Origin of the sequence: Streptomyces rimosus (assembly GCF_008704655.1) — a bacterium.
Classification (GTDB): Bacteria; Actinomycetota; Actinomycetes; order Streptomycetales; family Streptomycetaceae; genus Streptomyces; species Streptomyces rimosus.
Window position 1 is genome coordinate 3,540,027 of the sequence record NZ_CP023688.1, and the last position, 18,436, is coordinate 3,558,462.

The 18,436-nt window shown below is 73.2% G+C and carries 18 protein-coding genes; 10 read left to right on the forward strand and 8 right to left on the reverse strand.

All coding sequences use genetic code 11. From position 1 onward, the window contains the following. Positions 1–6 precede the first annotated feature (6 nt). Complete coding sequence (locus CP984_RS14530) at positions 7–330, forward strand: hypothetical protein (protein WP_030181631.1); 324 nt, start codon at positions 7–9, stop codon at positions 328–330. Positions 331–440: 110 nt separating this feature from the next. Here the strand turns inward: CP984_RS14530 and hutH are convergent, their stop codons facing one another. From hutH to CP984_RS14555, 5 genes are all read right to left on the reverse strand, one after another. Then, positions 441–1,985 carry a histidine ammonia-lyase gene (gene hutH / locus CP984_RS14535; protein WP_003981930.1) on the reverse strand — a complete coding sequence of 515 codons (1,545 nt, stop codon included), beginning with the start codon at positions 1,983–1,985 and terminating at the stop codon, positions 441–443. Positions 1,986–2,113: 128 nt separating this feature from the next. Continuing rightward, complete coding sequence (locus CP984_RS14540) at positions 2,114–3,202, reverse strand: GGDEF domain-containing protein (protein WP_043977928.1); 1,089 nt, start codon at positions 3,200–3,202, stop codon at positions 2,114–2,116. A gap of 186 nt (positions 3,203–3,388) precedes the next feature. Continuing rightward, on the reverse strand, positions 3,389–4,183 hold the full coding sequence (locus tag CP984_RS14545; RefSeq protein WP_003981928.1) for an enoyl-CoA hydratase/isomerase family protein: 795 nt from the start codon (positions 4,181–4,183) through the stop codon (positions 3,389–3,391). Between the two features lie 120 nt (positions 4,184–4,303). Beyond that, positions 4,304–5,566 carry an adenylate/guanylate cyclase domain-containing protein gene (locus CP984_RS14550; RefSeq protein ID WP_030181625.1) on the reverse strand — a complete coding sequence of 421 codons (1,263 nt, stop codon included), beginning with the start codon at positions 5,564–5,566 and terminating at the stop codon, positions 4,304–4,306. A 225-nt stretch (positions 5,567–5,791) separates the two neighbouring features. Further along, positions 5,792–6,682, reverse strand: a complete 891-nt coding sequence (locus CP984_RS14555; RefSeq protein ID WP_003981926.1) for a biotin--[acetyl-CoA-carboxylase] ligase — start codon at positions 6,680–6,682, stop codon at positions 5,792–5,794. A 141-nt stretch (positions 6,683–6,823) separates the two neighbouring features. Between CP984_RS14555 and CP984_RS14560 the strand changes: the two genes are divergently transcribed. From CP984_RS14560 to CP984_RS14580, 5 genes are all read left to right on the forward strand, one after another. After that, on the forward strand, positions 6,824–8,413 hold the full coding sequence (locus tag CP984_RS14560) for an acyl-CoA carboxylase subunit beta (RefSeq protein ID WP_003981925.1): 1,590 nt from the start codon (positions 6,824–6,826) through the stop codon (positions 8,411–8,413). Between the two features lie 67 nt (positions 8,414–8,480). Further along, positions 8,481–8,696 carry an acyl-CoA carboxylase subunit epsilon gene (locus CP984_RS14565; protein WP_003981924.1) on the forward strand — a complete coding sequence of 72 codons (216 nt, stop codon included), beginning with the start codon at positions 8,481–8,483 and terminating at the stop codon, positions 8,694–8,696. Positions 8,697–8,776: 80 nt separating this feature from the next. Then, positions 8,777–8,908, forward strand: a complete 132-nt coding sequence (mmpB, locus tag CP984_RS14570; protein ID WP_003981923.1) for a morphogenic membrane protein MmpB — start codon at positions 8,777–8,779, stop codon at positions 8,906–8,908. A gap of 218 nt (positions 8,909–9,126) precedes the next feature. Further along, positions 9,127–10,596 carry a peptidoglycan D,D-transpeptidase FtsI family protein gene (locus CP984_RS14575; RefSeq protein WP_003981922.1) on the forward strand — a complete coding sequence of 490 codons (1,470 nt, stop codon included), beginning with the start codon at positions 9,127–9,129 and terminating at the stop codon, positions 10,594–10,596. A gap of 97 nt (positions 10,597–10,693) precedes the next feature. Beyond that, positions 10,694–11,314 carry a nucleoside triphosphate pyrophosphatase gene (locus CP984_RS14580; RefSeq protein ID WP_003981921.1) on the forward strand — a complete coding sequence of 207 codons (621 nt, stop codon included), beginning with the start codon at positions 10,694–10,696 and terminating at the stop codon, positions 11,312–11,314. Between the two features lie 62 nt (positions 11,315–11,376). On the opposite strand, the gene CP984_RS14585 is transcribed toward CP984_RS14580, so the two are convergent. Next, positions 11,377–14,214 carry a lantibiotic dehydratase gene (locus CP984_RS14585; protein WP_050507221.1) on the reverse strand — a complete coding sequence of 946 codons (2,838 nt, stop codon included), beginning with the start codon at positions 14,212–14,214 and terminating at the stop codon, positions 11,377–11,379. 294 nt (positions 14,215–14,508) lie between these two features. Between CP984_RS14585 and CP984_RS14590 the strand changes: the two genes are divergently transcribed. Then, positions 14,509–15,249, forward strand: a complete 741-nt coding sequence (locus CP984_RS14590; protein ID WP_003981919.1) for a TetR/AcrR family transcriptional regulator — start codon at positions 14,509–14,511, stop codon at positions 15,247–15,249. Beyond that, positions 15,246–15,533: an antibiotic biosynthesis monooxygenase gene (locus CP984_RS14595; RefSeq protein WP_003981918.1), complete on the forward strand. Its 288-nt coding sequence runs from the start codon at positions 15,246–15,248 to the stop codon at positions 15,531–15,533. The genes CP984_RS14590 and CP984_RS14595 overlap by 4 nt, the downstream gene beginning before the upstream one ends. Positions 15,534–15,555: 22 nt before the next feature. Here CP984_RS14595 and CP984_RS14600 read toward each other — a convergent pair whose 3' ends face one another. Further along, complete coding sequence (locus tag CP984_RS14600; RefSeq protein WP_003981917.1) at positions 15,556–15,765, reverse strand: DUF2180 family protein; 210 nt, start codon at positions 15,763–15,765, stop codon at positions 15,556–15,558. Between the two features lie 308 nt (positions 15,766–16,073). Here CP984_RS14600 and CP984_RS14605 point away from each other — a divergent pair, with 308 nt between their 5' ends. Together CP984_RS14605 and CP984_RS14610 are read left to right on the forward strand one after the other, a co-directional pair. After that, entirely contained in the window at positions 16,074–16,805 is a 732-nt protein-coding gene (locus CP984_RS14605) for an IclR family transcriptional regulator (RefSeq protein WP_003981916.1), read from the forward strand. A 52-nt stretch (positions 16,806–16,857) separates the two neighbouring features. Continuing rightward, positions 16,858–17,694 carry an MOSC domain-containing protein gene (locus tag CP984_RS14610; RefSeq protein WP_003981915.1) on the forward strand — a complete coding sequence of 279 codons (837 nt, stop codon included), beginning with the start codon at positions 16,858–16,860 and terminating at the stop codon, positions 17,692–17,694. On the opposite strand, the gene CP984_RS14615 is transcribed toward CP984_RS14610, so the two are convergent. Beyond that, entirely contained in the window at positions 17,666–18,115 is a 450-nt protein-coding gene (locus CP984_RS14615; protein ID WP_371280370.1) for a hypothetical protein, read from the reverse strand. The genes CP984_RS14610 and CP984_RS14615 overlap by 29 nt on opposite strands. Between the last annotated feature and the right edge of the window lie 321 nt (positions 18,116–18,436).

The window sequence follows — 18,436 nt, forward strand, 5'->3', positions numbered from 1 at the left end:
GTGCCCGTGACCGCACGTCGACCACTGCTGACCGCCGCAGCCGCGGGATCGGTACTGCTCGCACTGTGGTTCGTCCCGTCCGCGAACGCCACCGTCGAACACGGCGAACGGACGACGCACACCCCCCGCTCGGCCCAGCAGGACCCGACCACGCAGCCGCAGTCCGCCGGCCAGGCGCCGCAGGGCGCACAGCGGGAGCCGGACGTACTGCTCGCGGACACCGGCGCCTTCGACACCACGCCGTACGCCATCGGCGGCGCGGCCTTCCTCGGCATCGGCGCCGGCCTGGTCGGATTCTCCGTCCGCCGCACGCGCGGCAGCGAGGTCTGAGCGGGGCCCGGAGCCGCCCGTAGAGCTCCGACCTGCGAAGAGACGCGGCAGCAACCTGGCTAAGAAGCACCGGGCCGCGCGCGGACCGATCCGCGCGCGGCCCCGGCCCGTCAGGCCAGTTCGCCGGTGACCTGCTCCACCGTCTCCACCAGCCGGCCGCTGCGTACGAAGTCGTACGCCGCCTCCAGGTCCGGTGCGAGGAAGCGGTCCTCCCCCGGTCCCTGTACGCCCGCGGCGCGTACGGCTTCCAGCACCGCGCGGGTGGCGGGCGCCGGGGTCAGGCCGTCGCGCATCTCCACCGCCCGGGTCGCCGCGTACAGCTCGACGGCGAGCACCCGGGTCAGGTTGTCCACGGCCGTGCGCAGCTTGCGCGCCGCCGACCAGCCCATGGAGACATGGTCCTCCTGCATGGCGGAGGACGGGATGGAGTCCACCGATGCGGGCGCCGCCAGCCGCTTCAGCTCGCTGACCAGCGCGGCCTGCGTGTACTGGGCGATCATCAGGCCGGAGTCGACGCCCGGGTCGGCGGCCAGGAACGCGGGCAGGCCGTGCGAGCGGTTCTTGTCCAGCAGCCGGTCCGTACGGCGCTCGGCGATCGAGCCGAGGTCGGCGGCGGCGACGGCGAGGAAGTCCAGGACATAGGCGACCGGCGCGCCGTGGAAGTTGCCGTTCGACTCGACCCGGCCGTCCGCCAGGACCACCGGGTTGTCCACTGCGGCGGCCAGCTCACGGTTCGCGACCAGGCGGGCGTGGTCCAGGGTGTCCCGGCCCGCGCCCGCGACCTGCGGGGCGCAGCGCACGGAGTACGCGTCCTGGACGCGCGGCGCGTCGTCCTGGTGGTGGCCGGTGAGGCCCGAACCGGCCAGGACCTTGAGCATGTTGGCGGCCGAGGCGGCCTGCCCGGGGTGCGGGCGGATGGCGTGCAGCTCGGGCGCGAGCACCTTGTCCGTACCGAGCAGCGCCTCCAGGGAGAGCGCCGCGGTGATGTCCGCGGTGGTGAAGAGGCGGGCCAGGTCGGCACAGGCCATGATCAGCATGCCGAGCATGCCGTCGGTGCCGTTCAGGAGGGCCAGGCCCTCCTTCTCGCGCAGCTCGACCGGCGCGATGCCGTGCTCGGCGAGCAGCTCGCCGGCCGGGCGTACGACGCCGTCGGGGCCCTCCGCCTCGCCCTCGCCCATCAGCGTCAGCGCGCAGTGCGACAGCGGCGCGAGGTCGCCGGAGCAGCCGAGCGAGCCGTACTCGTGGACGACCGGGGTGATCCCGGCGTTGAGGATCTCGGCCATGGTGGCGACGACCAGCGGCCGCACGCCGGTGTGCCCGGAGGCCAGGGTCTTCAGGCGCAGGAACATCAGCGCGCGCACCACCTCGCGCTCGACCCGCGGCCCCATGCCGGCGGCGTGCGAGCGCACGATGTTGCGCTGGAGCTGGGCCCGCAGATCCGGGCTGATGTGGCGGACGGCGAGGGCGCCGAAGCCCGTGGAGACGCCGTAAACCGGGTCCGGTTTGGCGGCGAGGTCGTCGATGACCGCGCGGGCGGCGGCGACCGCGGCCGTGGCCTCCTCGGACAGCTCGATACGGGCGGCGCCGCGGGCGACGGCGATGACGTCCTGTGCGGTCGTGCCGGACGTCCCCAGCACCACAGTGTGCATATCCATATTCAGGCACCCTAGAAGCTGAATCCCTGGATGTCACCACTGGATTCGCAGCGGCCCCGGCAACGCCGCCGCACGACCGCGTCACCCACCGCGTCACCGGCCGGAGCGCCGGCCACCGTACGGGGATCTCAGCGCCGGAACCGGCGCCGTTCCGTCGTCGGGGCGCGCTCGGGGGCGTCGGCCAGGCGTACCACCGGATCGTCCGTACCGCCGTCCCGGCCCGCCACCACCGGGCCGCGCGAGCCGGCGCCCTTCGCCCGGTACTGGGCGGCGTCGGCCAGCCGGAACAGGCGCCGGGCGGAGCGCACCGGGCCGATCGGGTCGCCGGTCGAGGCGACGCCGACGGCGACGCCCTCGCCCAGTTCCAGTTCCGCGGCCCGGTCGCACAGCTCGGCGGCCACCTTGGCCACCTCGTCGGCCGGCGGACCCACCGTGAGCAGGCAGAACTCGTCGCCGCCGAGGCGGGCCGCGAGGGCGCCCGGCAGTATGGCGCCACAGAGGGAGAGCACCGAGCCGAAACGTTCCAGCAGCCGGTCGCCGACGGCGTGCCCGCACGAGTCGTTGACCCGCTTCAGCCCGTTGAGATCGCACACCACCAGGCTCACCACCGCGCCGTCCCTGCGGTGCCGCTCCAGCGCCTCGTCGAGCCGCATGTCGACAGCGCGGCGGTTGGCCAGGCCGGTCAGGGAGTCCGTGAACGCCAGCCGGCGCGCCTCCGCCAGCCGCTCCGTCTGCGCGACCCCGGCGGCGGTCACCGCGGCCAGTACGGTGGCGAATTCCGCGTCCGCCCGCGTGAAGACCGGCTCCCCGGCCGAGCGGGCCACGTACAGCTCGCCCCACGCGCGCCCGTGCAGCACGATCGGCGCGACCACACAGCAGCCCCGGCCGCGGCGGCGCAGCGCGGCGACCCGCTGGTGGTTGTACGGGCCCTCCCGCGCCGGGCCGTCGGCGGTCTCGACCCACGCGTCGGGCTGGCCGCCCCCGGCCCACTGCTCGTGCAGGAATCCGACGATCTCCGGGAACTCGTGCACGGGATATGCCTCGTCCCGGGGGAACTCTTCCTCCCCCTCGGCCAGTTCGCCGACGTTGACCAGCACTTTCAGCCGGCCCAGCTCGCGCTCCCAGGCCGAGATCGCCGCGAAGGAGCCCCCTATGGCGGCCCGCACCCCCTCCGCGGCGGCCCGTACGGACTCGCGCGGGGTGTGGGTGGCAGCCATCGCCTGCGCGAGTGCCACCACGGCCCGGAGCCTGTCGTCACCCTCGTCCGTCACCGGGCCTCACATTCCGTCACCGTGCGCGCTTCGTATCACTACAGCGTAGGAATGTTCGGGGCCGTTCGCCTTTTCCGGATGGACACGGTGCGTTACGCCGCCGCCGGGCGGGCCGGGCCCACCCGGCACGCCTCACTCCCCCGGCCACTCCGGCCGCCGCTTCTCGTTGAAGGCCGCCACGCCCTCCGCCCGGTCGCCGGAGAACGCCACGCTGCGCCAGGCGCCGTCCTCCAGGTCCAGGCCGGTCCGCAGGTCGAGGCCGTGGCCCAGGCGCAGGGCGCGTTTGGCGGCACGGAGGCCGACCGGGGAGTTCCGTGCGATGCGCCCGGCCAGGGCCAGGGCCTCTTCGGTGTCCCGGCCCTCGTCGACCAGCTGGTCCACGAGGCCCAGGTCACGGGCCTCGGCCGCCTCCACCCGCCGCCCGGTGAAGATCAGCTCCGCCGCGCGGGCCGCGCCGACGCGCCGGGGCAGCAGCTGCGTACCGCCGCCGCCCGGGATCACGCCCACCGACACCTCCGGCAGGCCGACCACGGCCGTACGGTCCGCCACGATCAGGTCGCAGGCGAGCGCCAGCTCGTAGCCGCCGCCGAGCGCGAAGCCGTGGACGGCGGCGATGGTGGGCATCGGCAGCTCCAGGACGCCGGTGTAGGCGGCGCGGGCGCGCGGGCGCTGCCGCATCAGGTCGGCGTCGCTGAAGGAGTTGCGCTCCTTCAGGTCGGCGCCCACGCAGAAGGCGCGCTCGTGGGTGGAGGTCAGGACGGTGACGCGGACGCCGCGGTCGGCCGCGAGGGCGTCGCAGGCGGCGGTGACGGCGTCCGCCATGGCCGTGGACACGGCGTTCATCGCCTTGGGCCGGTCGAGCCGCAGTTCGGCGACGTGCCCGTGGCGGTGTACGCCGACGAACTCCCCGAAGCGTTGCGTGTCCATGCAGCACCCTCCCTGGTCAACGGTGGTCCGACAACGACCGGCGCCGGTCGTTAACGATCGTTCGCCACTCTAGCCAGGGGGTGCCGCGGCCGGAACCGGACGGATCACGCGCACCGGGGTTCAGGTACGGCGGCTCAGCAGCCAGGGCTCCACGACGCCCAGCCCCCGCACCGGCCGCTGCCACATCGGCTGGAGCGCGAAGCGGTACTCGGGCAGCGGTCCGGCGCCGCCCGCCGCGGCCTCGGCGGCGGCCTTCGCGTCGGCCTCGGAGACCGGCGCCTCGCCCGTACGCCCCAGCTCCTCCGCGAACGCCTCGTCCACCAGCACCGTGTCCTTCGGCGCTATCGAGGTGAGCCGGCTGGCCAGGTTCACGGTGGTGCCGAAGACATCGCCCATCCGCGTCGTGACCGTGCCGAACGCGATGCCGACGCGCAGCTCCGGCATCGTCTCGTCGTTGGCCATGGTCTCGATGAGGCGCAGGCCGATCTCGGCCGCGATGCCCGCGTCGTCGGCCGCGAACAGGACCTCGTCGCCGAGCGTCTTGATGAGCCGGCCGCCGTGCGCGGCGACCAGGTCGGCGGCGGTGGTCTCGAACGCCTCGACCAGCTCGCCCAGTTCCTCCTCCTCCAGACGGCGGGTGAGCCGGGTGAAGCCGACGAGGTCGGCGAAGCCCACCGCGAGCCGCCGGTCGACCATCTCCGCGTCGTCCTGGGCCTGCACGACGCGGCCGGTGGCGGCGGCGAGCTGGCGGCGCCAGACGTAGACCAGGAACTCCTCCAGCTCGGGCAGGAGCAGTTCGACGAGGGGGTAGGTGATCTCCGTACGGGTCAGGCCGGAGTCCTGGGGCTCGGTCAGGCCCTCCAGGAAGGAGTCGATCTGCCAGTCGGCGAGCCGGGCCGTGGTCTGCCCGGTGGAGCGGGCCACCTGGACCGCCATCGCCTCGCTGAGCAGTCCGGCCTCCACCAGGCCCGCCAGCCGCCGCAGCGCCAGTACGTCGGCCTCGGTCAGCGCCTTGACCTGGCCGATGTCGGCGAAGCCCATGGCGCGCCAGAAGCGGGAGGCCAGCTCCATGGAGACGCCCGCGCTGCGGGCGGCCTGGAAGGGGGTGTAGCGGCGGTCGGCGCCGAGGATGAGCTGTTCGAGGCGGATGGCGATGGTGTCGTCGTCACCGGCGTCGCCCGCGCCGTCGGCCCGCGCCACGCCGTTCACCGCGCCGTCCGCGGCCCCGGCACCCGCCGCGCGGCTGCCGGTACGCGTGGCGGTGCCGTCGGCGGACACGCCGCCGTCCGTCCGTGCCGGGTCCCCCTCACCGCGAGCAGCCCCCGTCTCACGAGGAGCGATGTCCGCTTCGCGCGGGCCGGCGCCCGAGTCGTCGGCGGTCACCGCCCGCTCCCTGTCCGTTCCCTGCGCACTGCCCTTCCGATCACTGCTCGCTCGTCGTCCGCTGCACGGCGGACCGCCTCAACGATACGGCAGGTGTGCTCTGGCTCACTCTCCCACCTCGTCGCTTTCGCCCCCGACGACACATAAGAGCGATTGCTCCCGAGGTTTCTTGACCAGGATCTGATCGTTCTTGACCGCTATACGGACGCAAACGTGGACAGCCCGCTACTCCTGCCCCGCCGGGCGCAGGTGCACGATGTCGCCCGCGTCGACCGGCCGCTGCATCCCCTCCTCCGTCGCGAGCACCAGCCGCCCGTCCCCGTCGATCGCCACCGCCTCGCCGCGCAGCTCCCGGTCGCCGGGCAGCTGGGCCCGTACGGTCCGGCCGAGCGTGGCGCACCCGGCGGCGTACGCGTCCTGAAGGCGGCAGGCCGCCGCGTCGCCGTCCGCCGCGGTCCACTGTCCGTACCAGTCCTCGACCGACCGCAGCACCGCCCGCAGCAGCGGGTCGCGGTCGGTGACCTTGGCACCGGCCAGGACCAGCGAGCCCGCGCCGGGTACGGGCAGCTCCTCGGCGCGCAGCGTGACGTTGAGGCCGATGCCGATCACCACGCCGTCCCCGGCGCGCTCCGCGAGGATGCCGCCGGCCTTGCGCTCCTCGTCGCCGACCGTGACCAGCAAGTCGTTGGGCCACTTCAGGGCGGTGTCCACCCCGGCGGTGCGGGCCATCGCGCTGGCGGTCGCCACCCCGGCGAGCAGCGGCAGCCAGCCCCAGCGCTCCACGGGCACCTTCGGCGTCAGGTAGAAGGAGAAGAAGAGACCGGAGCGCGGCGGCGCCGACCACCGGCGATCCAGCCGCCCGCGCGCGGCGGACTGCTCCTCGGCGACGAGGACGGCCCCTTCGGACAGTCCGGCCGCGGCCCGCGCGGTGAGGTCGGTGTTGGTCGAGCCGGTGGCGGGCACCACATCGACGTCGGTCCACAGCGCGCCGGGCCGCAGCAGCGCGCGGCGCAGTGCCGTGCGGTTCAGCGGCGGGCGCTCCAGGTCGGACCAGCGCCCCCCGGCGCCGGTCCCCGAGTGGTCTTTGTCCTGGTTTTCCGGTGGTTGAGGCGTCATGGCCCCAGCCTAGGTGTGGTCAACGACGCAGTGCCGCTGAGCAGTCCCGCCGATACGCTACGAATCGGTAGCCATCCCCGTTCAACCCCCGTACCACCTTCGTACGAGCACCAGTCCAGGACGAGCAGGAGCCGCATCCCGATGTCCGAGCCGGAAGCACACATCACCACGACCGCGGGCAAACTGGCCGATCTTCAGCGCAGGATCGAGGAGGCCACCCACGCCGGGTCGGCGCGGGCCGTGGAAAAGCAGCACGCCAAGGGCAAGCTGACGGCGCGTGAGCGCGTGGAGCTGCTGCTCGACGAGGGCTCGTTCGTCGAGCTGGACGAATTCGCGCGGCACCGCTCGACCAACTTCGGCCTGGAGAAGAACCGGCCGTACGGCGATGGTGTGGTGACCGGCTACGGCACCGTCGACGGCCGTACGGTCTGTGTCTACTCGCAGGACTTCACCATCTTCGGCGGTTCGCTGGGCGAGGTCTACGGCGAGAAGATCGTCAAGGTGATGGACTTCGCCCTGAAGAACGGCTGTCCCGTCGTCGGCATCAACGACGGCGGCGGCGCCCGCATCCAGGAGGGCGTGGCGGCCCTCGGTCTGTTCGCGGAGATCTTCCGCCGCAATGTGCACGCCTCCGGCGTGGTCCCGCAGATCTCGCTGATCGTCGGCCCGTGCGCGGGCGGCGCGGTCTACTCCCCCGCCATCACCGACTTCACGGTCATGGTCGACCAGACCTCGCACATGTTCATCACCGGGCCCGACGTCATCAAGACCGTCACCGGCGAGGACGTGGGCTTCGAGGAGCTGGGCGGCGCCCGGACGCACAACACCACCTCGGGCGTGGCGCACCACATGGCGGGCGACGAGAAGGACGCCATCGAGTACGTCAAGGCGCTGCTGTCCTACCTGCCGTCCAACAACCTCTCCGAGCCGCCCGCCTTCCCCGAGGAGGCGGACCTGGAGACCTCGGACTACGACCGCGAGCTGGACACGCTGATCCCGGACTCGGCGAACCAGCCGTACGACATGCACACCGCCATCGAGCACGTCCTCGACGACGGCGAGTTCCTGGAGACGCAGGCGCTCTTCGCGCCGAACATGGTCACCGGCTTCGGGCGGGTGGAGGGCCACGCGGTCGGCATCGTCGCCAACCAGCCGATGCAGTACGCGGGCACGCTGGACATCAACGCGAGCGAGAAGGCCGCGCGGTTCGTGCGCACCTGCGACGCGTTCAACGTGCCGGTGCTGACGTTCGTGGACGTACCGGGCTTCCTGCCGGGTACGGACCAGGAATGGGACGGCATCATCCGGCGCGGCGCCAAGCTGATCTACGCGTACGCGGAGGCCACGGTTCCGCTGATCACGGTCATCACCCGCAAGGCGTTCGGCGGCGCGTACGACGTCATGGGCTCCAAGCACCTGGGCGCGGACCTGAACCTGGCCTGGCCGACCGCGCAGATCGCGGTGATGGGCGCGCAGGGGGCGGTCAACATCCTGCACCGCCGCACCCTCGCCGCGATCGAGGACCCGGCCGCACAGGACGCCCGCCGCCAGGAGCTGATCCAGGAGTACGAGGACGCGCTGCTCAACCCGTACGTCGCGGCCGAGCGCGGCTACGTGGACGCGGTGATCATGCCGTCGGAGACCCGCCGGCACATCGTGCGCGGGCTGCGCACGCTGCGCAACAAGCGCGAGTCGCTGCCCCCGAAGAAGCACGGCAACATCCCGCTGTAGGGGCGCCCGTGCCCGTCAGCAGCGCTGTCCGCCGTTCGCCGCAACCCCTCAAGGAGGTCGGTCGATCATGATCAAGGTCGTCCGGGGCAACCCCACACCCGAGGAGCTGGCCGCCGCACTGGCGGTGGTTCGCACCCGCGCGGCGGCCGCCGCTGCCGCCGCGTCCGCCGCGCCGGGCCCGGAGCGTACGGACGAATGGGCCGACCCGGCGTCCACGATCCCGCGCCGCCGGCTGCCGCACCCGGGGCCGCGGGCGTGGCGCACGAGCTACTGGCCGCGCTGAGGCCGCGTAGTACCCATACCCGGCGGCGCTTGAGTACGCGTACTCAGGCGCCGCAGGCGTTCCCGGCGCAGGATCGAAGGATGCTGTGGTCCGATCCGCCCGACGAGCCCCCCGAGGAGCTGCGCCAGGTACAGGCGATGCTCCGCCGGATGGGCATCGTGCTGGCCGTGGCCGCCGTGGTGCTGATGGTCATGCTGGTCGGCGGGGCCTGAGGACCCGCTCCGGACCGTACGCGGACACCACCGGTCGATACGGCGACGGACCCGGGCCCGCTCCGCACCGAAACGGACGAAGAGGACCAGCTCACACACCCCGCCTGCAACCGCCACCCCCACTTGGGACATCCTTTACCTCTGAAGGCCGCAATTCGGGCGCCCGTACGGCACGGTCCGCGCGGCACCGGGCCGTACGGCAAGGGGAGTGGAGAGCGATGAACAGGCCGCTGAGGCACATAGCCGTCTTCTGCGGGGTGCTGGTGCTGGCGCTGCTGGTGCGCGCCACCTGGGTGCAGTTCGTCCAGGCGGACGCGCTGGCGAACGACGACAACAACCGCCGGGTGAAGATCGAGGCGTTCTCCTATCCGCGCGGCAACATCATCGTGGGCGGCAAGCCCATCACCGGGTCCGTCGAGACGGCCGGCGACTTCAAGTACAAGCGGGTCTACAAGGACGGCCCGATGTACGCGCCGATCACCGGCTACGCCTCGCAGTCCCAGGGCACCACGTTCCTGGAGGGCGTCTACAAGGACATCCTCAGCGGCAAGGACGACCGGCTCTTCCTCAAGCGCGCCAAGGACGTGCTGACGGGTGAGAAGCCGCGCGGCGGCGACGTGCTGACGACGATCAACGAGAAGGCGCAGCGCACCGCGTACAAGGCCCTGACCGACCTGAACGCCAAGGGCGCGGTGGTCGCCCTGGAGCCGGCCACCGGCAAGATCCTGGCGATGGCGAGCACGCCGTCCTACGACCCGTCGGTCTTCGCGGGCAGTTCCTTCAAGGAGGGCGACAAGTACACGTCCCTCATCAAGGACAAGGCCAAGCCGATGAACAACCGGGCGTCCCTGGAGATCTACCCGCCCGGCTCCACGTTCAAGATCCTCACCGCCGCCGCGGCCCTGGAGCACGGCATCGTCCCGGACATCGACACCCCGGTGCAGGCCCCGGTGCCGTACACGCTGCCGCAGACGGCCACCAAGGTCGGCAACGACATCGCCACCGCGCCGTGCGCGAACGCGTCCCTGAAGGTCGGCATGCAGTGGTCCTGCAACAACACCTACCTGGAGGCGGCGAACCGGCTCGGCACGGACAAGATGCGCGAGACGGCGGAGAAGTTCGGCTTCAACCAGAAGATCTTCACCCCGGTACGCACCGCCACCAGCGGCTACCCCAAGAAGCTGGACAAGCCGCAGACCGCGCTGACCGGCATGGGCCAGGGCAGCCTGACCAGCACCCCGCTGCAGATGGCCATGGTCGTCGCCGGGCTCGCCAACAACGGCAAGGTCATGCAGCCGTACATGGTCGAGGAGACCCGCGGCCCCGACCTGTCGACGATCGAGAAGTTCGAGCCCAAGGAGCTGAGCCAGGCCGTCTCCGAGAGCACCGCGAAGAAGGTGCAGGAGATGATGGAGAACACCGCGGAGAACGGAACGGCGAAGAAAGCGCTGATCGACGGCGTCAAGGTCGGCGCCAAGACCGGTACCGCCCAGCACGGCGCGGACGTCCGCGACGAGCGCCCGTACGCCTGGTTCGTCTCGTACGCCAAGCAGGGCAACGGCTCGCCGGTCGCGGTCGCGGTGTTCGTCGACCCCTCGGACATGGACATCCCGCGCAAGGAGATCGCCGGCGGCAAGCTGGGCGGCCCGATCGCGAAGAAGGTCATGGAGGCCGTGCTCGGCAAGTGAGCGGGCCGCCGGTCGGCATGGAGCGGGGCGGGCGTCACAGGGCGCCCGCCCCGCTCCGTTTCGTACCGCACCCGCACCGCTCCGTACGATGGCGGTCATGACCGTTCAGCCCGGCGCCGCCGCCCGCCGTCTCGTCCTCGCCTCCCAGTCCCCCGCCCGGCTCGGCCTGCTGCGCCAGGCCGGGCTCGCGCCCGAGGTCGTCGTCAGCGGGGTGGACGAGGACGCGATCACCGCCGGCAGCCCGGCCGAGCTGGCCCGGGTGCTCGCCGAGGCGAAGGCCGACGCGGTGGCCGCGCGCCCGGAGACCGCCGGCGCCCTGGTCATCGGCTGTGACTCGGTCCTCGAACTGGACGGGCGGGCGCTCGGCAAGCCCGCCGACGCCGAGGACGCGATCGCCCGCTGGAAGTCGATGCGCGGCCGGTCCGGGATCCTGCAAACCGGCCACTGCGTGATCGACACGGCGCGGGAAGGGCGCCGGGTGTCGGCCACCGCCTCCACCACCGTCCGCTTCGGCGAGCCGAGCGACGCGGAGATCGCCGCGTATGTGGCCTCCGGCGAACCGCTGTACGTGGCGGGCGCCTTCACCCTGGACGGCCGGTCGGCCCCGTTCATCGACGGCATCGACGGCGACCCCGGCAACGTCATCGGCCTGTCCCTGCCGCTGCTGCGGCGGCTGTTGGCAGAGCTGGACGTGGCGATCACGGATCTCTGGGCGTAGCCCGCCGCTCCCTGTCTCTCGATCTGTCTGTCTCTCAATCCGTCTGTCTCTCGATCTGTCTCTCAACGGATGGGGTCCGCCTCGGCGTCGCGCCCGCTGGGGGCGTGCGTAGCGGGGAGGTGGGTCCCGCGCAGGGCGGCGGCCGCGGACGCCGCGAGATCGCCGAGCGCGCGGTCGTGCGGAAGTCTGATGAGCAACTGGGCGGCGACGTACGCGCCGTCACGGCCCCGGCCGCCGTTCCGGTGGGCACGGTCGCGCAGCACCAGACCGTCGGGCGCCGGCAGCATCTCCTCGACCAGCAGTTCGCCGGCGTCCTCCCGAGCGCTCTCTTGGGCGCTCCCCTGGACGCTCTCTTGGGCGCCTCTTTGTGCGAGCAGCCGGTCGATGACGCGCAGTGTGGGCAGTGCCGTGAGGTCGGCCGGTACGGGTTCGGCGCCCGCTCCGCAGCGTAGGAACGCGTACCGCGGCAGACCGGCCGCGCGGCGCAGGGCCGCGAGGGTGCGTACCTTGTCCAGGTCGGTGTCGTCGGCGCGCCACAGTGCCGTACGCGGCAGCCGCCAGGCGGCCGGGGAGACGACGAGCCGTCCGCCCACCGTGAGCCGGGGCAGCCGCTCGGCGCGCGGGAACGCGCCTGCCAGCCCGTCGAGCTGGACGGTGTACGCCGTCGCGGGGTGGCTCGCGGCCATCAGCAGCCGCAGCAGCACGTCGTACGGCGGCAGGGCGCCGCGCGTCCCGTGGTGGACCGGCACGATGCGCCGCCCGTCCGCCTCCGCGATCACCCGGTCGCCGTCGCGGCGCAGCGTGATGCGGTCGAGCGGCAGGTAGCGGGCCGTGCCGGGGCCCGGGGCCGTGCCGTAGTACGGCGCGGGGTCGGGGTCGCCGGTCCACCAGCTGGTGACCAGGGGGCGGCGTACGGCGTTGGCCGCGCGCTCGGCCGGTGGCGGCACGAGCACTTCGACGAACCGTACGTCCGCCTCCCGCTCGACGGCGGCGAGGAAGGCACGGTGGCGCTCGCCGTTGCCGTAGCCGCCGTGCCCGGCGTGCAAGGCGTGCAGCGCGTCGGCGAACCGGGCGTCCAGTACGCCGGCGGGTGAGACCGTCTCCAGGGCGGCCGGCGGGCCGGGACCGGCGAGGGGCCGCACCAGGCAGTCGACGGGCCAGGGCGGCAGGACGGCGGTACCCGCAGGCGCGTCGAAGGTGTCGAGCAACGCGTCGGTGAGGTCCACCTGTTGTGCGTCGCCGCGGGTGGCGAGGTGGGCGAGCAGGCGCGCGTATCCGGAGTGCGCGGTACGGGCCGGATGCCAGCCTTCGTAGCGGCGGCGGGTGGAGGGGGTGTCCGGTGGTGGCTCGGGGGCGGGCCACTGGTCGGCCAGGAGATCACTGAGGAGGCGAGGGCGCTCGTCCAAGCCGTGCGCTTCGTCGCACAACTCCCCTGCCGGAGCGCTGTGTTGGCGGTCCGCCTCGCGCAGTGCGGCCAGGCGGGCGGCGGTGCGCAGGGCATCATGTACGGCATCGACGGCCGTCGCGGACACCGCGGCCGCCCCGGAGCCCGCCCCCTCGGCCATCCGGTACGAGTCCACGAACTCCGCGTCACCCAGCGGCTCCGTACACGGCAGCCGGTCCCGTTCGCGGACGGCCACCGCCGGGGTCCACGCGCTGCGCCGGCGATGCGGGGCGGCGCAGACCCGGAGGACGCCGAGGCCGTGGAGGTGGGCGAGGAAGCCGCGCAGGACGCGGCGGGTGCCGTCGTCCGCCTTGTCGGTTCCCGGGCCGGTGCCGGGCGCGGGTCCGGTATCGGCGCCCGCTCCGAGACCAGGCCCGCGCCCCGTGGTGCCCAGCAGCGCCGCCTCGATCCCCCCCAGCGGGCGGGGGCCTTCCGCCAGCAGCGTCAGTACGGCGTCCAGCGGCCGGGTGCGACGCAGCTCGACCTGGCGCAGCCGGTCCCGTACGGCCGGATCGACCACCCAGCACCGCACGGCGCCGTCCGCGCGGAAGTGCAGCGGTGCGGGGGCGAGCGGGGTCGCGGGGTCCGCCGTCGTCAGGTCCACGGTGCTCAGCCGGGTCCGCGTCACCTGCACGTTCTCCGCCGTTTCGGACGCCATCGGGCCGAGCGCCGTACCGGGCGCGAGCAGCGGCGGCGGCTCGTCCGGGACCGTATGGCCGGGCTGCGGACGGGGGCCTAGCGGGACCGGCGCGACCTGGCCGACCCAGCCGCGCGGCGTGGTCTTCACCGCGGCCCGGCCGAGCGCCCGCCACAGATACGCGGCACTCTTGCGCAGGCGCTTGCCGCTCCAGGACTCGCCGCGCGCCAGCCGCCGTTCGACGATCGGTATCAGTTCCGGCGCCGCGTCGGCCAGGAAGGCCCGCATGACCGGGCTCGCGCAGGCCAGCGTCCAGGCCAGCGCGCCCACGCGGTCCGCTTCGTCCGCGACCGCGCGCTCCAGCTCCCGGCGGGTTCGGGACAGCCGTACGCCGATCCGGTGCACCGCGACGGCCTCGTGCACCAGGCCCTCAGGGACGGCGGCCAGGGACTCCAGATACGCGCAGTCCGCTTCGCCGGGGGCCGCGCCGGCGTGCAGGCGGCGGCGCAGGGACAGAACGGTTCCACGGTCGGTGTCGGCGAGCTCGGGGTGCGGGACCACGGTGGTGCCCAGCTGTTCGGCGAGGGCGCGGGCCCGGTCGGCCTGCTGCTGCCGCGCGCGGTCGTACTCGCCTGCACGGTCGAAGAGCTGCGGGTTCCCGGCGCGGGTCCAGACCTCGGCGGGTATGCCGGCGGTGCGCAGGAGGGCTGCGGGGGCGGGGCTGTTGCCGGCAGGGGCTTCGGGGGTGTCGGGGGCTTTGAGGGGGTCGGGGGCGCCCGTGTCCGCCGCTCCGGCCTCGTGTGCGTCCGTGTTATCCACGCAGGGGCCCACGAGAGATCACCCGGTCCGCGCCCGGCGCGACCGGAACCGTGCCGAGCGAGGCACCACGGACGTCCCGCGGACAGTCGGCAGGAAGATCGGCGACCGGCAGCATCCCTGCCTCCTCACGAACCGGGCACGGGGCGCTCTTCGCCCTCGTCGCGCCCTCCTCGCATGGTGGCCCCGGGGCGCCGCCGTCGCATGCGGAGCGGGTTCCGGGCGGGTCACGGACGGTGACGGAAAATCGGGGCTCAGCCATTGTGGCCGCGCACCCGACCCCCGTAACATACATACATGGATGTACGTAAGAGCAGCGGGGCGGACCGGCCCGCCGGACGGGAGGCGGCCCGGCGACCCGGCGCCGCGCAGCCCCGTGCCACCCAGGCCGACCGCCGTGCACGCACCCGTGCCGCGCTGCTCGAATCGGCCGCCCGGGGCCTGTCCCGGTACGGCTACGGCAACCTCAGGCTCGAACAGGTCGCCCAGGACGCCGGGTACACCCGCGGCGCGCTCTACCACCAGTTCACGGGCAAGCAGGACCTCACCCTGGCCGTGACCGAATGGGTGCTGGACACCTGGTGGCAGGAGGTCGGCGTGTTCGTCGAGCGGGCGCCCGACCCGATCGCGGCGCTGCTCACGCTGGCGCGCGGGCACGCCGTCTACTGCCGTCGCGACATCGCCCGGGTGGCGATGGCGCTGCGGCTGGAGTTCGCCGGGCAGGACCACCCGGTCGGACGCGCCGTCGAGCAGGGCTACCGCGATCTGCTCGACCGCTGCACCGCCCTGATCGAGGCGGCGCGCGAGGCGGGAGCGATCCCGGACGACCCGGACGGCCCGCCCGCCGGGATCCTCGCGCTCGCCTACGTCGGCGCGATCGAGGGCACGTCGATCGCCCTGTCAGGACACGCCCCGCACGACGCGCCGCTCGTGGCCAGGGCCGCCGCCGGCGCGCTCGGCCTCACGTACGACCCCGGGGAGCACACGGACCCGGGCCGCACCGCTCACCGTCGGACCACGCGAAGGGAAGCGTCATGAAGGTCGCCATGGTGGGACACCACTACCCGCACGCCGCGCACCGCGAGGAATTCGTCTCCCGTGTCCGCCGCACTGCCGAAGTGTTCCGCCGTACGCCCGGCTGCCTGTCGGCGGAGTACTGGCTGACGGCGGACGGCGACGCGGTGGTGTCGATCGTGCGGTGGGAGTCCGAGGAGGCGTCCCGCGCGTCGCTCGCCGCCGTGCAGGCGGCGCCCGAACTGGACCTTGTCTTCGACGAGCGGGAGGTGCGCCCGCGCGAGATCGTGCGTCTGGTGGCGCCCTGACCCGCGCGGGCGCTCCGCGGAATTACGCCGCTGCCGTGGCGGCGTGCCGGCAGTGGGTGCACAGCAGGCGGCGGCCCGCCGCGTGGGACGTGCTGCGGCCCAGGCCCGCCGTCCGGTGGACCGTGCGCGGGACCGCGGCGGCGTGCGCGGCGCACGCCGCCGCACCGCACTCCGCGCAGACGGCCAGCGCGGCGGTCGCGCTGCCGAGTTCCGCACAGTCGAAGCACTGCATTGAAATGACTCCCGTTGAGCTAGGTTCCGAGATCGCGTTCGTGTTCCGACATCGGAAGAGTGGTGGCCCTGCGCAGAGCAACCGCATCCGGGAGCCGGACATTCCGGATTCCCCCGAGCGGTGACGACCGTCACGGCCCGTGCTGGGATCCGGTGCGCCTCGCCGGGAAAGCCGGCCCGGCCCCTCCCCATCCCATGCACCCCCTCCGTAAAGCTGTGCGAGCCTGGAAAGCCGCCCGCGTACGCCGCGCCCCGCACCCGTACCGCCACCCGCACCCGCCCTCATGCCCGCCCCGGAGGAAGCCCCCCATGCCGCAGTCCGTCGACCGTGCCCTGGACCTGCTCGACGCGGTCGCCGAGGCGGCGGAGCCGGTACCGGCCAAGGTGCTGGCCCGGCAGCTGGACTGCGGCCTGTCCACGGTCTACGACCTGCTCGGCTCGCTGACCGAACGCGGCCATCTGGCCCGTACGCCCGCCGGGTACACCCTCGGTTACCGCGTACCGGCCCTGCACCGCGCGTTCCAGCGGCAGTTGCGGATCGACGAGCGGGTGCACGAGGCGCTGCTGCGGCTGCGCCGGTCGTCCGGCGCGGACGTCTTCTTCAGCACGTACCGGGACGGAGGGATCGCCGTGCTGGACGGCGCCGCGGGCCCGGACTCCGCCTTCTCCGTCGGCCAGGACACCGCCGCCCACGCCACGGCACACGGCCGCGCCCTCCTGGCCGCCCTCCCGGCCGCCACCCGCCGCCAGTACCTGACCGCCAGCGGCCTGCCGCCCCGCACCCCACACACCATCACCACCCCCGACCGCCTGGAACGCGAACTGCGCCGGGTCCGCCGGAACGGAGTCGCCGTGGAACGCGAGGAGTCCGTATCCGGCATGGCCTGCATCGCCATCCCGGTCCCCATACGCCCCAGCGGCCCCGGCACCCCACCCACCGCACTCACCGCCGTCTCGGCCGCCCTCCCGATCGCGGACTTCGCCCGGCTGCGCGGACCGCTGACGGAGGCGTTGCGGCGGGAGGTGGCGGGGCTGGGGTGAAGGCGCGGCGCTAGGTTGGCAGCAGCATCGCGCGGAGGATCGGGGGAACCACATGGCCGGTAAGGCCACGATTGCAAAGCTGACGTACTACCCCATCAAGGGCTGCTCCGGAGTGTCGGTGAGTACGGCGGAGCTGACGCCCGCCGGGCTTGCGCATGATCGCAGCTTCATGGTGACCGGCGCGGACGGGGTGTTCCGGAGTCAGCGGCGTGATCCTTTGCTGGCGGTGGTCCGTCCGGAGATCAGTCCGGACGGCGCCCGCATGACGTTGCGCGCGCCGGGGGCCGAGGCGTTGTCCCTGGATGTGGATGCTTCGTCCGCGCCACGGGATGTGGAGATGTTCAAGGCGCCCTACCGGGGCATCGATCAGGGGGATGCCGTCGCCGGGTGGCTGAGCGAGGTGCTCGGTGTGCCGAGTCGGCTGGTGCGGGTGCCGGAGGACCATGGGCGGGTTACGGACGGGCTGACGCCCGGGACGTCCGGGTACGCCGACAGTTGTGCGCTGCATGTCGTGTCCCGTGCGTCGCTGGACCTGCTGCACGCGCGGCTCGTGGAGCAAGGGGCCGCGGTGCTGCCGATGGACCGGTTCCGGCCGAATGTCGTGGTGGACGGGTGGGACGAGCCGCATACCGAGGACCGGGTGCGTCATGTGCGGGTCGGCGAGGCCGAGTTGGGGTACGCCAAGCTCGCCGTACGGTGCGCCGTCACCACCGTCGAGCAGTCCTCCGGCGCGCGGACCGGGCCCGAGCCGCTGCGGACGCTGGCCGGGTACCGGCGCGCGGCCGGGGGTGGCGTCGTGTTCGGTGCCAAGTTCGCCGTACTGCGGCCGGGCAAGCTGTCGGTGGGGGACGAAGTGGCGGTCAGTTCGTGGGGTGAGTCGGAGCGGTAGCGGGTCGGGTGCCGCTGCCGGGCCCGTAGGCCGTTCCGTACGCCGTCAGCGTCAGTACCAGCAGCGCCAGGACGACCATGAGCAGCGCGAACGCCGTCCAGCCGGCCAGACCGACCGCGAACGCCCCGAGGACGGCGTGCACCACCGCGCAGGTGATGAGCACGATGCGGCCGAACGTGCCCGGCGGGCGGTCGCGTACCGCGATGCGGACCAGGAGGACGGCGCAGCACGCCAGATAGAGGGCGAAGACGGCGCCGAGCACCCAGGCGCCGGCGGACATCGCGGCGGGGTCCATGCCCGCCATGGACATGTGCTGCCGGGCCATCACGACGCTCAGGACGTAGTTGAGGAAGAGGATGGCGAGCGCTTCCAGTACGAGTACCACCGCCGCCACCCACGCCACTGGTCTGCGTGCCGCCACCCCGTCCACCCTCTTTCCGGCCGCTGCACTGTTACCGCGAGTACGAAAGACCATCGCGCACGCTACTCCTGAGTACCCCCCGCTCTACAAGAGGCCGGATACGGGTAAGAGCCGGGAGCGGAAGCGGACGCGGCCCCCGGACGCAGACGCGGGCAAAGTTTCCTTCGCCCATTCGTAGGGACTCCACAAAGAAACGGGGTTCCGGCGAAGGACGGCCGGGCGAGACCTTGCCCACATTTTGATCACCGCACGACCCCCGGAATACGGGCCTTACCCTGGGATGCCGGGGAACTTCGGTCCCGGACCCGCACCGGGCGCACG

Bases quoted from the DNA above. Each gene is read 5' to 3' on its own strand.
- CP984_RS14605 (WP_003981916.1), top strand. From the start codon at position 16,074: ATGCCGCAGTCCGTCGACCGTGCCCTGGACCTGCTCGACGCGGTCGCC.
- CP984_RS14595 (WP_003981918.1), top strand. From the start codon at position 15,246: ATGAAGGTCGCCATGGTGGGACACCACTACCCGCACGCCGCGCACCGC.
- mmpB (WP_003981923.1), top strand. From the start codon at position 8,777: ATGCTGTGGTCCGATCCGCCCGACGAGCCCCCCGAGGAGCTGCGCCAG.
- CP984_RS14575 (WP_003981922.1), top strand. From the start codon at position 9,127: ATGAACAGGCCGCTGAGGCACATAGCCGTCTTCTGCGGGGTGCTGGTG.
- CP984_RS14600 (WP_003981917.1), bottom strand. From the start codon at position 15,765: ATGCAGTGCTTCGACTGTGCGGAACTCGGCAGCGCGACCGCCGCGCTG.
- CP984_RS14580 (WP_003981921.1), top strand. From the start codon at position 10,694: ATGACCGTTCAGCCCGGCGCCGCCGCCCGCCGTCTCGTCCTCGCCTCC.
- CP984_RS14555 (WP_003981926.1), bottom strand. From the start codon at position 6,682: ATGACGCCTCAACCACCGGAAAACCAGGACAAAGACCACTCGGGGACC.
- hutH (WP_003981930.1), bottom strand. From the start codon at position 1,985: ATGGATATGCACACTGTGGTGCTGGGGACGTCCGGCACGACCGCACAG.
- CP984_RS14560 (WP_003981925.1), top strand. From the start codon at position 6,824: ATGTCCGAGCCGGAAGCACACATCACCACGACCGCGGGCAAACTGGCC.
- CP984_RS14610 (WP_003981915.1), top strand. From the start codon at position 16,858: ATGGCCGGTAAGGCCACGATTGCAAAGCTGACGTACTACCCCATCAAG.
- CP984_RS14545 (WP_003981928.1), bottom strand. From the start codon at position 4,183: ATGGACACGCAACGCTTCGGGGAGTTCGTCGGCGTACACCGCCACGGG.
- CP984_RS14540 (WP_043977928.1), bottom strand. From the start codon at position 3,202: ATGGCTGCCACCCACACCCCGCGCGAGTCCGTACGGGCCGCCGCGGAG.
- CP984_RS14590 (WP_003981919.1), top strand. From the start codon at position 14,509: ATGGATGTACGTAAGAGCAGCGGGGCGGACCGGCCCGCCGGACGGGAG.
- CP984_RS14565 (WP_003981924.1), top strand. From the start codon at position 8,481: ATGATCAAGGTCGTCCGGGGCAACCCCACACCCGAGGAGCTGGCCGCC.